At 55.1% G+C, this 20,865-nt stretch carries 15 protein-coding genes; 7 read left to right on the top strand and 8 right to left on the bottom strand.

The window, feature by feature from the left end; translation table 11 throughout:
- Positions 1 to 368: 368 nt before the first annotated feature.
- Complete coding sequence (paaX, locus tag FFI90_RS13730) at positions 369 to 1,340, top strand: phenylacetic acid degradation operon negative regulatory protein PaaX (protein WP_144778625.1); 972 nt, start codon at positions 369 to 371, stop codon at positions 1,338 to 1,340.
- A 23-nt stretch (positions 1,341 to 1,363) separates the two neighbouring features.
- On the opposite strand, the gene FFI90_RS13725 is transcribed toward paaX, so the two are convergent.
- Positions 1,364 to 3,736, bottom strand: a complete 2,373-nt coding sequence (locus FFI90_RS13725) for a DUF6351 family protein (RefSeq protein WP_222120522.1) — start codon at positions 3,734 to 3,736, stop codon at positions 1,364 to 1,366.
- 384 nt (positions 3,737 to 4,120) lie between these two features.
- Between FFI90_RS13725 and FFI90_RS13720 the strand changes: the two genes are divergently transcribed.
- From FFI90_RS13720 to FFI90_RS13695, 6 genes are all read left to right on the top strand, one after another.
- Positions 4,121 to 5,737, top strand: a complete 1,617-nt coding sequence (locus FFI90_RS13720; protein ID WP_144778624.1) for a cbb3-type cytochrome c oxidase subunit I — start codon at positions 4,121 to 4,123, stop codon at positions 5,735 to 5,737.
- The gene (locus tag FFI90_RS13715) at positions 5,734 to 6,351 is read left to right on the top strand and encodes a cbb3-type cytochrome c oxidase subunit II (protein ID WP_144778623.1); all 618 of its coding nucleotides are present in this window, start codon (positions 5,734 to 5,736) and stop codon (positions 6,349 to 6,351) included. The genes FFI90_RS13720 and FFI90_RS13715 overlap by 4 nt, the downstream gene beginning before the upstream one ends.
- An 8-nt stretch (positions 6,352 to 6,359) precedes the next feature.
- Positions 6,360 to 7,016, top strand: coding sequence for a c-type cytochrome (locus FFI90_RS13710; protein ID WP_144778622.1), 657 nt, complete (start codon positions 6,360 to 6,362; stop codon positions 7,014 to 7,016).
- Position 7,017: 1 nt separating this feature from the next.
- A complete protein-coding gene (locus FFI90_RS13705) occupies positions 7,018 to 9,222 on the top strand; it encodes a heavy metal translocating P-type ATPase (RefSeq protein ID WP_144778621.1) in 2,205 nt (734 codons plus the stop codon).
- Positions 9,223 to 9,446: 224 nt separating this feature from the next.
- Positions 9,447 to 9,773: a GreA/GreB family elongation factor gene (locus FFI90_RS13700; RefSeq protein ID WP_144778620.1), complete on the top strand. Its 327-nt coding sequence runs from the start codon at positions 9,447 to 9,449 to the stop codon at positions 9,771 to 9,773.
- Between the two features lie 163 nt (positions 9,774 to 9,936).
- Positions 9,937 to 10,962 (top strand): helix-turn-helix transcriptional regulator, encoded by a 1,026-nt coding sequence (locus FFI90_RS13695; protein WP_144778619.1) that lies wholly within the window; start codon positions 9,937 to 9,939, stop codon positions 10,960 to 10,962.
- An 80-nt stretch (positions 10,963 to 11,042) separates the two neighbouring features.
- Here FFI90_RS13695 and FFI90_RS13690 read toward each other — a convergent pair whose 3' ends face one another.
- The 7 genes from FFI90_RS13690 to FFI90_RS13660 all read right to left on the bottom strand — a co-directional run bounded on the left by FFI90_RS13690 (position 11,043) and on the right by FFI90_RS13660 (position 20,865).
- Entirely contained in the window at positions 11,043 to 12,314 is a 1,272-nt protein-coding gene (locus FFI90_RS13690; protein WP_144778618.1) for an SO2930 family diheme c-type cytochrome, read from the bottom strand.
- 101 nt (positions 12,315 to 12,415) lie between these two features.
- The gene (locus FFI90_RS13685; protein WP_144778617.1) at positions 12,416 to 14,005 is read right to left on the bottom strand and encodes a parallel beta-helix domain-containing protein; all 1,590 of its coding nucleotides are present in this window, start codon (positions 14,003 to 14,005) and stop codon (positions 12,416 to 12,418) included.
- Positions 14,006 to 14,307: 302 nt separating this feature from the next.
- The gene (nhaD, locus tag FFI90_RS13680; RefSeq protein WP_246123588.1) at positions 14,308 to 15,816 is read right to left on the bottom strand and encodes a sodium:proton antiporter NhaD; all 1,509 of its coding nucleotides are present in this window, start codon (positions 15,814 to 15,816) and stop codon (positions 14,308 to 14,310) included.
- Positions 15,817 to 15,959: 143 nt separating this feature from the next.
- Positions 15,960 to 17,762, bottom strand: a complete 1,803-nt coding sequence (locus FFI90_RS13675; protein ID WP_144778616.1) for an AMP-dependent synthetase/ligase — start codon at positions 17,760 to 17,762, stop codon at positions 15,960 to 15,962.
- Complete coding sequence (locus tag FFI90_RS13670) at positions 17,759 to 18,568, bottom strand: ABC transporter ATP-binding protein (protein ID WP_144778615.1); 810 nt, start codon at positions 18,566 to 18,568, stop codon at positions 17,759 to 17,761. Before FFI90_RS13670 ends, FFI90_RS13675 begins: the two co-directional genes overlap by 4 nt.
- A gap of 8 nt (positions 18,569 to 18,576) precedes the next feature.
- Positions 18,577 to 19,785: an ABC transporter substrate-binding protein gene (locus FFI90_RS13665; protein WP_144778614.1), complete on the bottom strand. Its 1,209-nt coding sequence runs from the start codon at positions 19,783 to 19,785 to the stop codon at positions 18,577 to 18,579.
- 36 nt (positions 19,786 to 19,821) lie between these two features.
- Complete coding sequence (locus FFI90_RS13660; RefSeq protein ID WP_144778613.1) at positions 19,822 to 20,865, bottom strand: branched-chain amino acid ABC transporter permease; 1,044 nt, start codon at positions 20,863 to 20,865, stop codon at positions 19,822 to 19,824.

Raw genomic sequence — 20,865 nt, 5'->3', positions numbered from 1 at the left:
CACGTATATCTTCGCAAGGCCCTGTTTTCAGTTTGGTATGACAGACGTTCATCTATTACAACCATTACTGGCTATCCGCCACGCCAATAATACGATACCGTTGACGGATATCAATGGAAAATATTGTATCACTAAACCGGTGTCAACTGAGGACAGCGTCCAGGCACACAACTTTTACAGCAATCCATACCAATGTATTAGTACATAAGTGCCTTTTTGACATTTTCTCGTGAACACCCGACCCGCTCCGGCAGCCGCAGGTTTGTGCATAAAAGCTGTAATTGCTCGCACTGACTGGAGGCAGCTTTACCCGAAGCCTGTATCGACGATAATGAGCGCCGGAACGCCTTGTAAGGGAAAAGAGAACCATGTCTGCAAAACAACAACTCGAGAGCCTGATCCAGGACTTCCAGCAAAAGCGCCCTCTACGGGCCGGGTCGCTGATCATTACAACCTACGGCGACATCATCCACCCGCGCGGCGGAAACGTCTGGCTGGGTAGCCTGATGAAGCTCCTGACCCCCATGGGCGTGAGCGAGCGGCTGGTCCGTACGTCTGTCTACCGGCTGGTTCAGGAAAGCTGGCTGCAAACGGAAAAGGTGGGCCGCTGCAGCTATTACAGCGTTACCGGTGTGGGCCTGAGGCGCTTTCAGCAGGCATTTGAGCATGTATACACGCTCGGCACCGACGATTGGAACGGCAGCTGGTGCCTGGTGTTTCTCAACCAGCTGGAACCGGAAACCCGGGCCAAAGTGCGTGAAGAGTTGAAATGGCTGAGCTTTGGCAGCATGGCAGCGGGCGTTATGGAACATCCGCGTTTCACGCGCCATGAACTGGTGCCGCTGCTTCAGGAATGGGGCGCGCTGGAAGACACCATCGTTATGCAGACCCAGCCACTGGAGCAACGTAGCCCGAGAGCTCTGCGCAGACAGGTCAGGGAAAGCTGGAACCTGGACGAACTGGGTTTTCGTTATAAACGTTTTCTGGAAAAATTTCGGCCACTGTGGCGAGAACTCAGCACCAACGACAACCTCTCCCCGGAAGACTGTGTTACCGCGCGCATTCTGCTGATTCACGAATATCGCAAAATACTGCTGCGAGACCCCTTGCTGCCAGACGAACTGTTACCGGGCGACTGGGAAGGACGCAGCGCAAAACAACTGTGCCGCAATCTCTACCGGGCGATATATAGCCGCTCTGATGAGCTCCTGACAAGTCTGCTGGAAAATGCTTCAGGGCCACTGCCCGGCCCTACACCGGGTTTTTATCGTCGTTTTGGCGGCCTGTCTGAAGAAAATGCACCAAGTAGCGGTGCAAAGATAGCGAAAGAGTCAGCCTGACTCTTTCGCTAAAAGCCCGACGCTCAACCAGCGGGGCGTCCCTGATCCGGCTGACTGTAATCGCAGACACCATCAGGGAAAATCTCGTTCAACCTGACAACTTCGGCGTCAGTGAATGAAACAGTGCCATAGGTGTTGTCTGTCAATGCGGCGGCAACCGGCTTCAGACTGCACTTGAACACACTGCCTTCAATCGGCCCGCCCGCCACTATTCTCGACGTAGTGTAAGTCTCGAACCTTGCGGTACAGGCGCCTTCAGCTTCGGCATCAAGAATACCATTCCAGACATCCTCTCCTGCCGCTATAACCGTGCCATCGGTTTCATAGCAGGTATCCACCGCTGCAGCAGGTCTGTTCTCAGCAATACTCTGCCCCGGGTTCGCGCGAATATTCATCAGCCACTCATGCAGAACGTCCAATGCCGCCCATGTCGGGTTTGACTCCTCCCGCGGCTCTGGCTCGCCCGGGTCCGAGACATCCGTCGGTCGGGTATCGGTAAACCAGATCACCTGATTGCCGGCACCTCCCATTTTGTTGATGATGCGCTGGCGAACCGAGAAAGACTGATGACTGTTGTGCATGTCCAGCACCTCCTCGAGATAGTGACGCCAATCTATGACAGGCATATTGAGTTGCCCATCGAAGACCATACCGGAATCATAGGCGGCCTGAATCGCCAACAAATCGCCCTCGGCGCGTGGCGCCGGCAATGTGCCATCCGGGCTGAGATTCATGTTGCGGGAACTCCAGGGATCGAATTTGCTGGGGTCCATCTGGACATCCGCAAGTGAACCAACGAACGGAAAGCCCTCTTGCACCATTTCAGAGGGCTGTTTCCAGCCACCAATCTGAGCGTTCAGCTTCAGGAACTCGGCTTTGGATATGTTGCTGTCGCGCAGCGCTCCAAGGCCATACTGCACGCCAACATTGTCGAACAGGGTTCGGGGGTCACCGTTTTCGTCAAGGCCGTAGATATTTCTCAGATCGTCATAGTGAGTCCACTGCACGCCATCCATCACACCAGCAGGCTGCATCAGCTCCTGGTTGCGGGCATTTCCGAACAATGGATTCATCACCAATGGAGTCAGACCGCGCCACGCCGGGATGCACTCGGTCATACCCGGTGCCGTGCTGTATCCCAGCATTTGCTTTGCACCTGCAAACGGGTCGGCGTAAGCATCGGTGGCATTCAGCCCCACCAGCCAACTCCGGTTCCTGGTTGTCTGCCACTTGGCGTTGTCTTTATCAGTAACGTCCATGTAGTACTCCAGCAGTTCACAGTCGCCAATGTGAATGATCTGGGTCACCATATCCGGATAGGAGTACTGAGGCACACCAGCGTCCAGAAGATCAGGATGGTTCTGGGAATAGACGTACTGCTGGATACCGCCACCGGATCCGCCAATGGCAACGGTATACTCGGGCACACCAAAGCGCTTGATGAAATGCTCTTTCACCATCAGTGCCGTTTCACCACCTACCTGAAGGTTATAGTGGGTGTTGGTGCGAGTGCCGGAAGAGTAGATAACCGCGTAGCCTTTCTTAAGCACTTCCGCCTCAAGGGCCCGACCACTGATGCTGCCCTGGGTGTGCCCGATGGCAACGCCACCTTCAAAATGAAACAACAGACGCCCGTTCCAGTTTTCCGTGGCGGCGTCATCGGCCTCGTCTCCCACGGATGCCAGTGTGGCAAAGCTGTAGATAAACCGATTAATGGTGCCCCGCTCTTGCCGCACAACAAAATCGACGATGCGACCATCGGTGAGCTCTGTGGTAGCCATATCCGCAGGCCGAGTACCATCACTAGGTAAGGGCGCCCAGTTATCGCCGGTTGTGCGATAGACAAAGGTTACATAAGAGTCGATCGAGCAGTCTTTACTCAAACCAATCTGGTTATCACCGCCATCCATCACCGGGAAGCCAGTATTGCCTCCAGTATCCACAATGGGCTGCTTGCCCAGCTCTGTGGTTACCGTACAGACAAACGGATACTGTTGAGGCCCCGAGAAAATCGGCCCGGTTATTGGGTGAACATCCAGCGTAAGATCGCTCAGCGGGCCATATTCAACATGGTGCAGTTCCAGCCGGTTTGCACCTTCTGAAAGACCTGTTACGAGAATTTCCGGGCCGTTTCGCCCTTCCCTGATCTCCGGGCTGACTTTGGCATCATTGAGCCAGAGTTCCAGATTGTCCCTTTCCGCAGCGATCGTGGCAGAGTCGCCTTCAAGGCCGATCAGGACATCGTCACCACTGACCTGGTCCGGCGCACTGGACAGACTGGTGAGTTCAAGATCTGGCTGGCGGGAAGAGCTACTGGATCCATCGAAGCAGCCGCTAAGCAGGAAAGGAGACATTCCTGAAAACAATATAAATCGTGCTATTGAGTTGGTAAGCATCGAAAATTCCCTCTTCGATTGCATCGTTATCGCAAAAGCTTAGAAGCGGTTACAGCGCGCAGCAAGCGTTCCTTTTGTTGCTGTTTCAAGCGTAGACCAGCTTGGGGCATTGGTACAGAATACGACACCATTCGCCGATGCCGAGTCGCCAGCCCGGAAATTCATGCGATGAAAACCTCCAACCGCCGTCGGAGCCTCGCAATTGCCTCGACTTGATCTAGAGCAATTCAAGCCATCGTCCAATCCGGCCTGTCGCGTTAATGTAGTGAAACTCTTCGCTATCTTCCAAATGAGTACAAATACTGCTTATAAAAAAAGCATCTAATTGAAATGTAGTGTTTGTTTTATTTAACATGTATATGTAATGCATCAATAGGAAAGATTATGACGCCCACCATCGCCGTTCTCTTGATCATTACCTTCGTGCTCTCCACGGTTGGCTTGCTGTTACTGATCTGGTCTATCGCCAATAATCAGTTCAGCCACGGCCAGGCGGCAGCACGCACTATATTCTCCCCGGGCGAAGAAGGTCACAGCGAGGATCCTGCAAGGCCATCCGACCTACCGTTTACCGGTGACAACAGCGAACAGGCGGCCGCCATTGAGGCTCGCTGGGCCGCCGACCAATCGTCCCGAACAGCGATCCTGACTTGGCTTAGCTCGTCCGTTTTCTGGTTGCTTCTGGGCTCGTTTTTTGGCCTGGCCTCCTCCATTAAAATGCACTTCCCGGAGTTTCTGGCCGCCAGCGAGTTTCTTACCTTCGGCCGGGTACGCCCAGTGCATCTGAACGCTGTCACCTACGGATGGGCGTCCATGGCCGGTATAGGCGTTGCCCTGTTCCTGATACCACGGTTGTTCAAAACTTCTTTGGCTGGTGGGAAATACGCTGTTCTTGGCGGCTTTATCTGGAATATTGGCCTGGTTCTCGGGTTGAGCGCCATTACGCTGGGCCTGTCTGACGGCGAGGAATGGCTGGAATTCCCATGGCAGGTAGACCTGCTGTTTGTGGTGGGCGGAGCCCTGTGTGCCATCCCCCTGCTGCTAACCGCTGCCAATCGCCAGGTGGAACATCTTTACGTAACCAGTTGGTACCTGATGGCTGCGCTGGTGTGGTTTCCCATCCTGTTCCTGATCGCCAACCTGCCCTTTGCCTTTCCCGGGGCATCCGGCGCCACGGTTAACTGGTGGTTCGCCCACAACGTTCTCGGGCTGTGGGTAACGCCTATCGGCATTGGCATTGCCTACTACATGATCCCGAAAATTCTCGGCAGACCGATTATTTCCTACCAGTTATCGCTGATCGGGTTCTGGTCACTGGCACTGTTTTACAGCCAGGTGGGCATTCATCATCTGATTGGCGGCCCCATACCCACCTGGCTGGTCACTCTCTCGATTGTCCACAGCGTGATGATGTCAATTCCGGTCATTACCGTTGCCATCAACCATCACGGCACCATGATGGGCAACTTCGGGCGCCTGAAAGACTCACCAACCCTGCGTTTTGTGTGGATCGGCGCGCTCATGTACACGGTGTCTTCTCTTCAGGGCTCCATGGAAGCTCTGCGCAGCATCAACGTGATCACCCACTTTACCCACTACACCGTTGCCCATGCGCATCTGGGCATGTACGCCTTCCTGAGCTTCATCCTGTTTGGCGCCGTGTATTTCATTATGCCTCGCCTCACCAACTGGGAATGGCCTTGGCGCCGCCTGATCAGCCTGCACTTCTGGCTGGTGAGCGCCGGCATTCTGATCTACGTGGTGTCGCTGACCGTTGCAGGCTGGAAGCAGGGTGTTGCACTTCTCAATGCGGCAATGCCTTTTCTGGACATAGTAAAAATGACATTGCCCGCACTTCAGGCCCGTACCCTGGGTGGTGCTCTGATGACACTGGGGCACCTGGTGTTCGCATTCCACTTCATCGCCATGTTAATGCGCCATGGCGCCGCTACTGAGCAACCGACCCTCTTCCGCCCAGCTATCAAGGAGACCACTCAATGAAACGTGCTCTCGCAATCATGGTCGGTGCAGCGCTCATTCTGTTGCTGGCCACGCTTACTCTGGTGGTTATGCCTTACCTGCAAATGTCTGCAGAACAGGTGCCGCCAGATCTCAAGCCCTACACGGAGCAGCAACAGCGGGGCCGTCAGGTGTACATTGCCAATGGCTGTGTTTATTGCCACAGCCAACAACCACGCGACCCGAGCTTTGCGCCCGGCGATAAGGCGCGGGGCTGGGGCCGCCCGTCCGTACCAGGAGATTACGCCTACGATAAACCCCACCTGTTGGGCACCATGCGTACCGGCCCGGATTTGTTCAACATTGGCGCCCGCCAGCCCAGCATCGACTGGCAACTGATGCACCTCTACAACCCGAGGGCGATCATCAAAGGCAGTATTATGCCGTCGTACCCTTTCCTGTTTCGCCATGTGGAGGAGCCGGCAGAAGGCGACAAAGTAGTGAACATTCCACCGCCCTATGGTCCCGAATCCGGAAAGATTGTTGCCACGGATGACGCGCTTGCGCTGGCGGAGTACATGCTCGCGCTTGACCATACCTATCCGGCTCCGACTTTGCCGAAACGGCAGCCAAAATCCGACCAACCCAAGGAGTAACGTGCGCCATGAAACAGCATGATCATCGCGCTCAATTCCGGGAAGCGCCCGAGCCCGAGGAAGGCACGCGCGCAATCCCGAAGGTGGTACTGGCCTGGATTGCCATACTGATTATCTGGGGCGTTGGCTATTACGCCTGGCAGATTGGCAAGCCGATGTTGGGTGGTGACAGCCGTTCAGCGGTGGCCACTGTGCAGCAGGAATCCATACCTGCAGATGACTCTGCCAGCAGCAACACTGAAGTTTCTGAGAGTTCCGAGTCTGATAACAAAGCGGCTTCCGCAAAACCGACCGGCGCGGCCATATACAGTGCCCAGTGCAGCGCCTGCCACCAGGCCAATGGGCAGGGCGTGCCGGGCGCTTTCCCGCCATTGGCTGAAAGCGAATGGCTGCTGGCAGACGCGGCTATCCCTGTGGCTATTGTCCACGATGGCCTGCAAGGCAAGATTGAAGTTGCCGGCAATACCTTCCAGGGCGTTATGCCCAAGTTTGGTGGCAATCTCTCCGATGCCGAACTGGCCGCTGTTCTGAGCTATGCCCGCAGCGAATGGAGCAATGGTGCAAGCGAGGTCGACCAGGCCGTCGTGACCGAACACAAAGAGCGCTTCGGCGATCGCAAGGAGTGGTCTGCCGAAGAGCTGAAGGAGGTTTTCGGGGAACCCTGAGATGGCCACCAACAACGCGAGCGCAGTGCAAGAACAACAGCACCATGACATCCTGATGATTGAGGGGATGCGCTGTGGCAGCTGTGCTATCGCCGTTGAAGCCCTGTTGAAGAAACAACCGGGTGTCAGTGACGCTGCCGTTAATTTCGCGGCAGATGTGGCCATGATTTGCTGGGACAAAGAGAAGCTCCAATTAGCAGACCTTCAGCGCGCCGTAGCCCGCCTGGGTTACCGCTTGCACAACACGGTGGATCCTGACCGCAGCAAACTCCAGTCAGAGTCCGTGCGTAAGCACCTGCAAAGACGGTTGGCGGTTGCCGTGGTCTTTGGCATGTGGAGCATGATGCCGGCGCTGCTGATCTATCTCGCACCACTCGGCGCAGCAGAACCGGAAGTACTCTGGCCGTTGGCCCTCGCCAGTGGTCTGTTCGCGGTGCCCGTTGTTCTTTACTCCGGCTCTCACTTCTACCGGGTGGGCTGGCGCACGCTGATTGCCGGCGCACCGGGCCTCGACAGCCTGATCTTCCTGGCGGTCTTCGCGGCCTGCATCATCTCCGCCTGGCAGCTTGCCTCCGGTAGTTACCATGTGTACTTCGACGCTGCCGTTATGCTGATCACCTTCCAGCTGATCGCAAGATTACTGGATACCAGCGTGCGCCGTCGTGCCTCGGAAATCATTCGCCGTTATCTTCAGGACGTCCCCGAGCAGGTCACTCTGAAAACCTCTGCCGGCACACTGGAATCCCGACGTGCCAAAGATGTTGAGACCGGCGAACGTATTGTTATTCGGGCCAGTGAACAGTTGGCTCTGGATGGCCAGATCGTGCAAGGCCATGGGCAAGCGGACCTTTCCATGCTGACTGGTGAACACCTGCCCCAGGCACTCCGGCCGGGGGCAGAATTGCTGGCGGGCTGTCGATTGGTTGAAGGTGAACTTGAACTGGTGGTTACAGCAAGCATTGGCCAACGCCGCATTGACCAATTGTCACGCTCCATCAGCGCCCTGCTCAGCCGCAAAACCACCCTGCAGCGCCTGACTGACCGCATTGCTCGCATTCTGCTACCGGTTATTCTGATCGCAGCCACGCTGGCCGTGGGGCTGGCCCTTGTTCAAGGCGTACCTGCTCCGGAAGCTGCCGCCCGCGGGCTGGCGGTTATGATCATCAGTTGCCCTTGTGCCCTCAGCCTTGCCATTCCACTGGTGATCACCATGGGCCACGCCAGCATGGTCAATCGCGGCATTGTATTGCGAGACCCTGCTGCACTGGAGGCTGCGGCAGGGGTTGGCGCAATTGTGTTCGACAAGACGGGCACATTGACCACGGGCGAACCAAGCGTGGACAGCATCACACCAGCCGGCGAATGGTCCGAAAGCACGCTGTTGCAGCTGGCCCGGAACATTCTCCGGGAATCACCGCACCCTGTTGCAAGAGGGCTTATGGCGGAACCGGCGCAAGCTCTTGTGCTGACATCCGATGGCACTCGGGAAAGCTTCGCAGGCGCAGGCACGCGCTGGATCAATGACGAGAGTACCGCTTTGGCAGGGCAGGCAAGCTGGCTTCGACAGCAGGGCGTCGAGGTGCCACTCACTGAAGATACCGGAATGAGCATTCACATTGCCTGCAACAGGCGCTATGCCGGGAAAATCGGTTTTCAGGAAACCCTCAGGCCGGAGTCTCTACCCACAATCCGCCAGCTGACAAACCAGGGCTACACCCTCTATTTACTCAGCGGTGATACGCGCAAAGCCTGCCTGGATCTGGCCGGCCGTCTTGGCATTCCGTCTGAGCAGGTGCTTTCTGGCTATTCCCCCGAGCAGAAACACAGCTTTATCGAAAACCTCGAAAAACAGATCAACGCCGTGTTCGTGGGCGACGGCCTCAACGATGGCCTGGCGCTGGCCGGTGCCAGGTTGGGTATCGCTGTGGGCAACGCCGCATCTTCCACCGGCGCAGCTGCTGCTGTTTACCTCACCGAAAGCATCGCCATGGTGCCCGCCACCCTGCAACTGGCACAAAGAGCACGCAAGCTCATGTACCAGAACCTGTTCTGGGCGGTCGGCTACAACGCGCTGGTAATTCCGCTCGCCGTTATGGGCTGGATTCAACCGGTTATTGCGGCCATTGCCATGTCACTCAGCAGCCTCTGTGTTCTGCTCAACAGTCTGCGCATGCAAAGGCGGAGCGAAGGCGACCCTCTTTCCTAGCGCACACACTTGTCTTTAAATCCAAAGCTGATATGGTGCCCGGCCATCCAAGTGAAGGAGCTGGCCATGGTTTCTTTATTCCCCCTTTCGATCACCTTCCATTAGTCAGCGAGCCCCGCCATACGGAGCTCGCGAACTGCCGATATTCCCTTTAACGAAAGCAATCAGCCAACCGTTTGTGTTGCCATTAGTAATGCGAACTTTTTAGCATCCGAGAAACTGACATGATGATGAATGCGGACTTTAACCTGGGTTCACGTGATATCGAAACGCCGAATATGAAATTGGGGCGAATCTACAGAAACCCCCTGGTAAAACCGAAAAACACTGCACTGATTGGCAGCACCGTCACGCTGATCAACTGCCTGGACTCTTCGGTACTTACATTCCGGTTAACGGATTCCAGTTCCTGTTCAAATACAGACAGCGTCGAGGTCTGCATAGGCTCACCGTTCGGCCTTGCGCTGCTCGGCACCAAGCCGGGTAGTGTGGTCAAGCTGGGGTTGGCCAACGAAGAAGGTCATGCGGTAGTGCTGAAGGTGTCGGGTTGAGAATACAGAATAGCTGAAGGGTCTGACACGAACGCTCGACGCAGAGTCCCTCCGGCCGCCAAGCTACTACGCATCGCCTGTCGTAATTGACACCAACACGCCCGAGTGACATGTTTGCATCCGTTTAACGCAAACAACAAAAATAGCGTCGAGTGTTCAAAGCATGTTGATTTTGACCGGTTTTGGCCTGGCTTGCCTGGTCATTCTCCTGATTACGACAACCCGTGAGTTACACCGCTCATCCGCTGCACGGGTGTTCGCTATTTTTCTCATTGCCAGCTCGGGGTTTCTGCTCCACCCCCTTACGCCGGTTCATTGGCACTGGCTCACCCTGAACCTGCAAGGCATGCTGCCGGCCTTATTCTGGCTGCTCTGTCAGGTCACATTTCGTCAGCGCTTGAACCCGTTTTCGATATGGAGCGCTCTGGCGCTCTACAGTGTAGTTGCCCCCGGGATCGCCAGAGTTCTTTCCAGCCACCAGAACGCTGAAAGTTGGTTGCTCTTCTTTGGATGGGAACTCGGCGAACTGTTTGAATTCGTTATTATCGCTAACGGCTTCTGGATTGTTCTCGCCGATTGGCCTGCTGACCTTGTGGAGCCCCGCCGAAAGCTCCGGGCTCTCGTTTTGTTTATCGCGGGTATCGCCGTGCTCTGGGTGGCTCTGGCATTTAACCTCGGCATTGCTTACGCAATTAACCGGGCATTGGTGGTGTCGATTGCCGGTATTGCAGTGGCAACCTTTCTTTTGCAGGGTCGGTTCAGTGAACTATCATTCCAAAGCGGCCTGGCCCCATCCACCGAGACTCAGACGCACGAGCAGGTTAATGAAGATAAACATCAGGCCAGCTTCCAACATGAAAACGCAGAGCGCCTTGCCAGCCTGATGGCGGGCGGGTATTACCGCACAGAACATCTGACTCTGAAAATGCTGGCCGAGAAACTCGACCTGCCGGAATACCGCACTCGCGCTCTGGTTAACAAGCATCTGGGCTATCGTAACTTCAACGATTACATCAACCAGCTCCGGATTGCCGAAGCCTCGAAGCGCCTGATTACGGATCCAGAAACTCCCGTTCTCAATATTGCCCTGGATGTCGGGTACCGATCCCTGAGTTCATTCAACCGGGCGTTCCGGGAAATCAAACAATCAACTCCCACCGAATTTCGCCAGGAACATGCGATCCACTGATAGTCCGTCCAGCCCCCCATCTGCTATTTCAGCGCTTGCCAATGGCCATACCCGGCACCAACCGGGCATGACACAGTTCCCTATGGAGTGGGTGAGCAACTAGCCGTAGGCAATTGATCAATCCAGCTGCGGATAAGCGTTGTCCCTTCCATATGCGCAGTATTGCGAGCGAGCTCCGGCATCTTATGGCGACTCTCAAGGGTTGTCATACGGAACAACAAATAGGAGTCATCCGGATTGCCCGGAATCACATCGTATGGATAGCCATCTTTGCCTCCTGCAATCGGCTCCTTACACACGCCAAACTTGCTGGGGGAATCCGCATAATTCCGGTTGTACTCCAGCTGAACACCGCTGCTACCCGCAGGCCCCGCGTAATCTGCAGGCAGCGTCAGGCCTGCACGATGGCAATGGGCACAGTTGATGTCGAGGTAGGCCCGCGCTGCGTCATTCAACTCGCTGGCGCTGAGTGACGCGACAGGCACCTGATCATTGAACACCGGAGCCTCCTCGACGTCTTGCAGGTTGAGCGGCAAGCCGGCCAACAACTCGCCTTCAGCCCAGTATTGAAGCTGATTGTATACCGTACCGTCCGCATAGGCATGGTCATTGTTCAAATAACGCACCTTCGGACCAATGGGCAGGAAGATCTGCTCACGCTCGTCACCCGAACCCGCCAGGTCGGGCACGATAGAGTGACAGGAGGAACAGTCCGCAGCTTTGGGGACGGCGTAGTCAAACGTAATCTGCTGACCCTGATTGTTAATGGTGGTGAGGCCCGTCAGACGTTTGCCGGCAATGGTCAGGGTCGCGTCGGAATCTGACGACCAGTAATAAGGAAGTGCAAACCAACCATCAGCGCGGTTGATCAAAAGCCGGGTTTCAATAACCAGCTCTTCACCATCACGCATAGCCGTATTGGCGGGCAATGCAAAGGTTTTCGTGATGACCGTCCCTACCGGGAAATCCAGCACCTCTGACGGGTTATAGCTGACGGTCTTACCCTCAGGCACAAATATGAAACGGTACTTGCTGGTGTAATCGGAGAACAAGGCCGTAGACAGATCATAGGAAACGCCACCCCGGGTTGGCCCCGCCGTCGGATCAGTTGCATCGGCAAACAGATTGTAATCCGACAGTTTGGGGCATACCTCTGTCATCAACGCATCCCAGTTGACTCCGGCGGTCGTCGCGCTGCAGCTGCCCTCTGCGCCCGTCGGCGAACCAGCACCGGCATTCAGTGCACTGCCCACTGGAGGTGGAGTATTACTAACGTCGTCTCCGCCGCCACACGCTGCCAGTAAAAGAGACGTCATAAGCATCGCGGCTGTCGTTTTGTTGTTATTTCTCATAAATGATTCTCTGGTGCAGCGACATATCGCCGGGACAAACTTGTCCCGGCGATATGTCGTTATTGATTATTACTATGTCGCCAACAGCTCAGAGAGCCTGATTACAGCGCGCAAGCCGCTTCCGCCAGGTCGTCCCCGGTACAGCCGTATATATTGTTTCTGAAGTTCACCTTCGCAGGCGCAAGGCGCGGCTGGACGCAGTTGAGGTAGGTGTTGTTGACCATCTGATCGATCAGCAGTTGTGCCTCAGGATCGCCATTGCCGTCGAACGTCGCGTTGGCTGTATCAACCGGATAAACCAGGCCAGTGTTGACTTCTTCATACTTTGGTGCCGGATTGCCATTGATATTACTGTTTGCACAAATCAGGTCGCCAGGGCCATACGGATCGTAATTCACCCCGGCGGCAGCCGCGTCTGGCCCAACAATCGCGTTGAACCCCCCTATCCCCTGATTGCCGAGATTTGATAACAGCTCGCCAATCCCGCCATAGAGAATGGCCGGGAAGGTTTGCGCCATTCCAGAACTGTTCATGACAGATGTGTAACCGCCGATAATCTGTGCCAGCAGATCACCCCGCGGATTGCTGCCATTCCGGGCGATGGTATTGTTGTGCAGATAAACGTTTTTCAACGTCGGACTCCAACCATCCTGCATGGTTGCGCCATAGTTGACCGGATAGCTGCTTACATCATCATCAATTAGAAAGTAGCTGGTGATCGCAACGGCGGTGGTCTCGTTGTCCGTAATCTGATTGTTGTATATTTCCACACCGCTGGCGGCAAGCACGATCACACCGGTTCCCGGTGGCACCGCACCAACCACACCCGCGCCCACGTTGTCCGCGTTATTAGCGTAAACCTGGTTATTGAAAATCCGCACGTTCCCGCCATAAGCCTTTTCGAGGCCAGGCAGATCAAACGACAGAATTCCTCCAGAGTTTCCAACCGCAATGTTGTTGTAAACATCGGCCATGCTGGAGTTTTCGATCTCAATGCCAGCCACGTTATTGTTGGCGGTATTGTTACGAACCACGATGTTTTCTGACTGGCCCACGTATATCCCGGCGTCAGCCGAGCCGTAGGAGTAATTGTTCTCCATAAGCACGTTCTGACTCTTGAGCGGATACAATCCATAGGCGCCGTTATCTGCTTCCAGCTCGCCTTCCCATACGGTAGCGGTGTAGGCGATGTGAATACCGTTAACGTTGGTCGTCTTGATGCCGTTTTTGGGCGCCTCATACACGCCAAAATCGCGGACGGTAATGCCATTGCCGCCCTGGAAACGAAACGCGTCGTCGCCATTGGATGTGCTGAAATCCAGAATGGTTTCATTAATACCGTGGCCGGTAATCGTAAGCCCGCGTGCACTGTTAACGACAATGCCTTCCGTCACCATGAAGCGCCCTTTCGGCAGCACAACCAGCGCATCCTCCTGAATATCAAACAAGGCAAGGGAGAGCGCTTCGGTAATATCATCACCATTTGCTGCATCCGGAGCCACAAAAACGGCATTTTCAGTAATCGCGAATCCGGAAGTGGTCGAGACAACAACACTTTGCCCGGCATTTCCGGAAATACCGTCTTTGCCGTCCTTTCCGTCTTCGCCATCGTCGCCACAGCCTGCCAGCAGCAATCCGCTGGCTAGCGCTGAAATTGTGAATATCTTCGAAATTTTTGCTTTCTGACGCATGGTATTACCTGCTTGCTTATTGTTTGTATTCTGCAGGCGCGTCCCCGGTAAAAGGTTCGGCGCACGTCGAAAACATTATTCCCGGGCAACAGGCAACGCGAGCATAAACGGTAACCAGAAACACAGAACCTCTGTGCAATTCCTTCAAAGCCTTGTGTCACATGGCATCCAGAGCACATAGATCAGCGCTGACGGATTCGTGAAATGGTGTGTTTTGAAGCTTTTGATCAGGCTTGAGAGAGGAGGCGTTGGGCAGGGCGACTTGAACAGCGGAGCCCCGAGCGGGCTCCGCAGAGAACCTATTAAAAAAGGCTGGCGTTGAGCCACATATGGGTGGCGATAGAAGCCGCGTAGCCAAGCATAATCACCGGTGTCCAACGCAGATGCGACATGATGGTATAGTAACCCCGGGCCTGGCCCATCAATGCCACGCCGGCAGCCGAGCCGATTGACAGCATCGAACCGCCAACACCCGCTGTGAGCGTGACCAGCAGCCACTGACCGTGAGACATATCAGGCTCCATCGAAAGCACGGCGAACATCACCGGAATGTTATCGACGATCGCTGATATCACACCCACCGCAATGTTAGCGCCGGTCGCATTCCAGTCGTAATACAGAATCTGGGACACTTCAGCCAGGTAACCAATGTAGCCAAGGCCGCCCACGCACAGGACCACGCCGTAGAAAAACAGCAGCGTGTCCCACTCGGTGCGAGCCATCGGGTTGAAGATGTCGAAAGGTACCGCCTTGTCGAGTCGCTCAAGCAGTCGGGTATTCTGATGGTTTTCAGCCCAGACCCGTTCACGGGCAACACCGCGTTTAAAACTGCGCTGCAGGTAGTAACTCAGGAACTGTAGATAAGCCAGGCCCATCATCATGCCAACCACGGCCGGCAGATGCAGGAAGTTGTGGCCCAGCACAGCTGTTGTGATGGTCAACAGAAACAGCCCGACTGTGCGCCGGGCACCGCGCTTCATGATCACCGGATCCGATGCATCCTTCGGTGGCTCGCTGGGAACGGCAAAGCTCATGATTACGGCTGGCACCAGGAAGTTGACTGCGGCGGGAATAAATAGCCTGAAGAACTCGGTGAATTCGACCACACCCTTCTGCCAGACCATCAGCGTTGTGATGTCGCCAAACGGAGAAAAGGCCCCGCCGGCGTTTGCAGCGATCACTATATTGATGCAGCCAAGGCCTATAAAACGGGGGCTGTCTTCACCCACTTTTATCAGCACCGCACACATCAGCAGCGCAGTGGTCAGGTTATCGGCGATGGGTGAGATAAAGAATGCCAGCAGCCCGGTAATCCAGAACAGGCTGAGGTAACTGAAGCCTTTGCTCACCAGCCAGCCGCGGAGCGCATCGAAAAGCTGGCGTTCCTCCATGGCGTTTATATACGTCATGGCAACCAGCAGAAACAGCAAGAGCTCGGAGTATTCCAGAAGGTTGTTCTTCAAGGCCGCATTGGCGCTTTCGGTATCACCACTCATGGCTGCCGCACCGGCAACCATGAACCAGATAAGGCCTGCAGCCAGCAGTACCGGCTTGGATTTGCGCAGGTGCAGCTTTTCCTCAAGCATCACAAACGCATAGGCAATAACAAAGATCACAATTGCAAGGTAACCCACCGGATGGTGAGTCAGACTCGCGGTACCGGATTCTGCCGCACTGGCAAAAGCGGTGAAGCCCAATGAAATAATTGCAGAAATGATAAGGGCCACTTTCATACCGATGCCCTGAGGTATAACGGCACGCCGGAGCCTTGGCCGGGCGGGTGGTTTTTCGTAACGTGTGATTTCAGTCATGATAGCTGGCTCGAAAATTTTGGGGGTCTATTATCAATCAAAATAAGCATCGCAAACCATAGCTTCCATCAAGTAGACTTGATCCAGATCGTTCGCAAGCTATTTTGTCTGATCTGTCCCCTAAGTCTCACATTCAAGCCTTGTCAGCTATACAACGACTCGATCACCTCCGCGTACTTCTCGTAGATTTTGCCCCGGCGCACTTTCATGGTGGCCGTCACTTCATCATCGTCGTGATCCAGCTCTTTGCTCAGCAGATGGAACCGTTTGATCTGCGCCACTTGCGGTAGCCTGTCGTTACCCTGGTTTATCTCTGCCTGGATCAGCTCCTGAACCTTCTCTTGCTCGGTCAGGCTAAGGAATGTGGTATAGGCAATCCGTTCCTGCTCTGCCCATTTGGCGGCAGTTTCAAAATCGACTTGAATCAAAGCCGAGACATACTTGCGAGCTTCACCAATGACAATGCACTCTTTGATGTAAGGGCTCGCCTTGATGGTGTTTTCAATTTCCGTGGGCGACAGATTCTTGCCGCCGGCGGTAATCATGATGTCCTTGAGGCGGTCGACAATTCTCAACTGGCCCTCCTGCCACTCGCCTACATCGCCAGTGTGCAGCCAGCCGTCCTTCAGGGTAGCCTCTGTGGCCTCGTCGTTCTTGTAGTAGCCTTTGAAAACAGTGCCGCCTCGCATGAGGATTTCATTATGCTCACCCAATGTCACCTCAAGCCCTGCAACCGCCGTACCGACCGTGCCAAGGCACACGCTGTCCAAACGTTGTGCGGTCGCGACACCCGTGCTCTCGGTCTGGCCAAAAACCTCAACCAGCGGCACTCCCAAAGTGCGGAAGAACTGCAGAATACCCATTGAAATCGGGGCTGCACCGGTAAGCGCAATGGTGCAACGGCGTAACCCGATAAAGTTCTGTAAGGAACGGAATACCAACCAGTAATACACCCTGTAGGTTAGCCGCTCCCCAAGAGTCCATTTGGCTTTTGGTTTGGTCGCCATTGGCTCACAGGCTTTCATGGCACGATCAAAAAGCATCTGCCGAAAGCGCCCTGTCTCCTGCATCTTTATATAGATGGCGGAATGGAGTTTTTCCCAGATCCGCGGAACACCCAGGAAAAACGTCGGTGCGATCTCTCGCAGATCTTCCTGAACCGTGCGCAGGCTTTCACCAAAACTCACTGCGCTGGCGACATAGATCGGAGCGATATTGGTCAGTGCCTGCTCTGCCACGTGGCATAGCGGCAAATAGGACAGACTGGTACTGTGCTGATCTACTCCCAGAAGCTCAATAAGCCCGGGCGCTCCAGCCTGCAAGTTACCCCAACTGATCATTGCACCCTTGGGCCGGCCGGTTGAACCGGAGGTATAAATCATCAGGGCGATATCATCCATTTTCTGACTGTCGAGTAATTGATCAATCAACTCAGGATGCTTGTGCTCGAACTCCCGCCCCAGGGTTTCGATTTCTTCGAATGAAGACGGCGGTTCCTGGTATGATCGCAGCCCTTTGGGATCAATAACGATGTTGTGTTTGAGCTGCGGCAGTTGGGGCCAGGCTTCCAGAACCTTGTCGGTCTGTTCCTGATCCTCACATACCACCATTTCGACGTCGCTGTGCTCGAGCACGTAGGCTACTTCGTTCCAGGGACTGGTGGGATAAACTCCCACGCAGATACCTTTTACCAGGCCCATGCCCATCTGGGCGATAACCCACTCCACCCGGTTTTCAGAAATAATGGCGACGTGGCCACCATCGGAAAGACCCAGTGCTCGCAGACCCAAGCCAAAATGGCGGGCGCGCTGGTAGTAGTCCTGCCAGGAACAGGCCTGCCAGATGCCGAAATCTTTCTGACGTAACGCCAGCATATCGGGGCGCTCTTTGGCGTGCGCCCGAAGCATCTGTGGAAGCGTGAGATCACGAATTTTCGATGTGGTCATGACAGCCACCGCTTGCGGCGTTTATAGTGTTTGATGTCCCGGTAGCTGCGGGCCTCGCCTTCCTTGCCACCAACGCCCAGATAGAATTCCTGAACATCCTCGTTGGTTGCGAGCTTGTCCGCCGGGCCGTCAATCACGATCTTGCCGTTTTCCATGATGTAGCCATACGAGGCTATCGCCAGAGAGACAGCCGCATTCTGTTCCACCAGCAGGATTGCTGTGCCTTGTTCCCGATTGATACGGGCGATAATGGTGAATATCTCTTCCACCAATTGAGGGGCCAGACCCAGAGACGGCTCATCCAGCATGATCAGTTCCGGTTTTGCAATCAGAGCACGACCAAGCGCCAACATCTGTTGTTCGCCGCCCGAGAGATAGCCCGCAAGCTGCTTGCGGCGCTCCCTGAGGCGGGGAAAATAGTCATAAACCAGTTCATAGGAGTCGTTCAGTGACGTTTTGCGTCCGCTGAGCGCATAGGTTGCCGCAACAAGGTTCTCCTCAACAGTCAGATCCTCGAAGACGCGACGCCCTTCCATTACATGAAAGAGGCCGTCGCGAACCAGTTTTTCCGGTGCCATCCCTTTTAAGGGGCGGCCCTTGAAGCGGATCTCTCCGGCAGTCACCTCGCCGTCCTCGAGTGCCAGCAGCCCGGACACACTTTTCAGTGTGGTGGACTTGCCAGCACCGTTGGAACCCAGCAGCGCCACAACGGCGCCCCGGGGAACACGCAGTGACAGGCCCCGGAGAACCTGCACCGCCTTGTTGTAAACCACTTCTATATTATCGATTTCCAGCAAGGCTTCCATACAGCGTCTCAGTCGAGGTGAATCCAGTCGGATACCGGCTCATAACGGGCTTCTTTCGCATTTACGCGCCAGATACGACCCACCGGGAACGACATGTCCTGCACCGTAACCGGAATACCGATAATGCCGCCGGTATCCCAGTCCTTGATAGAAGCCAGAGACTCGGCCATGTTTTCGGCGGTCAGCTCCTTGCCCGCGTCCATGGTGCGCTTGATCACTTCCGTCCATACCATCGCGTTAAACCAGCCCTGCATGTAGCCGGTGGGGCGGTAGCCGGCATCCGGGTCGCTCTTTTCCGCTGTGGCGCGCAACGCGTCAAGCATCGGCCCGCCTTCCGCGCTGTCATAATAGTTATACGGCATAACGCCCATGTAGCCGTCAGCGTCTGCACCCATCTTGTTGATGATCAATTTGTCGCTGGACCAGAACGTACCCATGAACTGGGTGTCCAGCCCCATCTGCCTCATCTGCACCATGAACTCGTTTATGGGGGACAATACATAACCGTGGAACACAACAAAGTCAGGCCGCACACGGCGTAGCTTCAGTATTTCAGCAGACACATCCACGCTGCCTGGTTTGGTAACAATTTCCTCGACCACCTCGATACCCATCTCGGCAGCTTTGGCCTTGCCGTTTTCGATGGGATCCTTGCCGAACTCGGTATCGCTGTAGACAAAGGCAACCGTAGGCTTCTCGCCATCTTTTCCTTGCGTCGCGATGTACTCAAGAATAATCCCGAACATCTGGCTGTAGTTGGGGCCGGGAACGAACTGGTACGGGTACTGTTCATTGTCCGTCAGCGCGGTCGCGAAAGACGCACCGCTCATCAGTGTGGTTCCTCTGCTGTTCAGTTCCGAGGCAATGGTTTTCATGAATCCGGTGCTGTCACCGTAATAAACCGGAACCGTGTTACTGCCGGTGATTTTCTTGAACGCTGCCACGGAGCGGTCGACTTCGTAGCCGGTGTCTTCCATGACATACTTCACCGGATGGCCATTGATACCGCCCTCGCTGTTGATCCAGCTGGTGTAGTCGGTCAGGCCGGCGTGAATGTGCACACCGGCAAAGGCGAACACCCCGGAAAGAGGTATGGAGCCACCAAATACGATGGAGTCTTTATCCTGTGCCATTGCGGGCGCTGCTGCTACCAGGGACGCGGCAATCGTGCTGATGCCTGCAAACCTGCGAACTTTACTTAAGATGCTTTTGAACATGTGTCTTCCCCTTGCGGCTTCTTGTTGTTAAATCCACTAGTTTTTAAAGGGCCATAAACTGAAAAAGCGCCGTATGCGGTGCCAGATCTCCGCCAGCCCGTGCGGTTCAAAAATAAGGAAACCGACGATCAGGCCACCGAAGATGATTTCGAGCATCGGCGACATGAATATCGGTGCATTCGGATAAAACGGTGTCAGGGCGGTAGTGAGCAATTTGAGAATTTCCGGAATCAGCGTCATGAAAGCCGCACCGAGTATACCGCCCAGCAGGTTGCCCATGCCGCCAACAATAACGGCTGCCAGATAGAAAATGGACATGGAGAGCGGGAAGCTTTCCGGCGTGACGACCCTGAAAAAATAGGCAAACAGGCCACCGGCAACGCCCGCATAAAATGAGCTGAGCGCGAAAGACATCAACTTGTAATGCAGTAGATTGATGCCAAGTATCTCGGCCGAAATATCCCTGTCCCGAATTGCAATAAACGCCCGGCCTATGCGGGTACGGAACACATTCCTGGCGGCGAGCACCATGAGTACCGCCAGCGGCACAATGATGAAGTACATTCCGAAATCGCTCTGGAACGTCAGCCCGAACAGGTGCGCCGGCTCCAGGCTCAGCCCCCCCATACCACCGGTTACAGACTCCCATTCAGCGAAGATAAAGTGCAGGAACACACTGGCGGCCAGCGTAGCAATCGCCAGATACAGGCCTTTTACCCGGAGGGATGGAAGCCCGACAAGGATACCGACTGCCGCCGCAAGCAGCCCGGCCAGCAACAGCGTAACCGGAAAAGGTAATTCTGTGTTCGCGGACAACCAGGCCACGGTGTAACCGCCCACCCCCATAAAGCCGGCCTGTCCGAGAGAAATCAGGCCGGTAAAACCGGTGAGAATGTTCAGCCCCGTGGTGCTGATAACCGCAATACCGACCAGGCAACTCAGGTATAACAGGTAGGCGTCGGCCATAAAGGGGAACAGCAGAAGCGCTAGCAGGAAAAGCGCGAACCAGATTTTCTGTGTGGAACTGGTCAGGATGGCCTCGTCGGCCTCATAACTCTGTTTGGCGTCACCGATGCGCAT

The organism is Marinobacter maritimus, from assembly GCF_007671675.1.
GTDB classification, from domain to species: domain Bacteria; phylum Pseudomonadota; class Gammaproteobacteria; order Pseudomonadales; family Oleiphilaceae; genus Marinobacter; species Marinobacter maritimus.
This window is presented reverse-complemented; position numbering and strand designations above follow the sequence as displayed.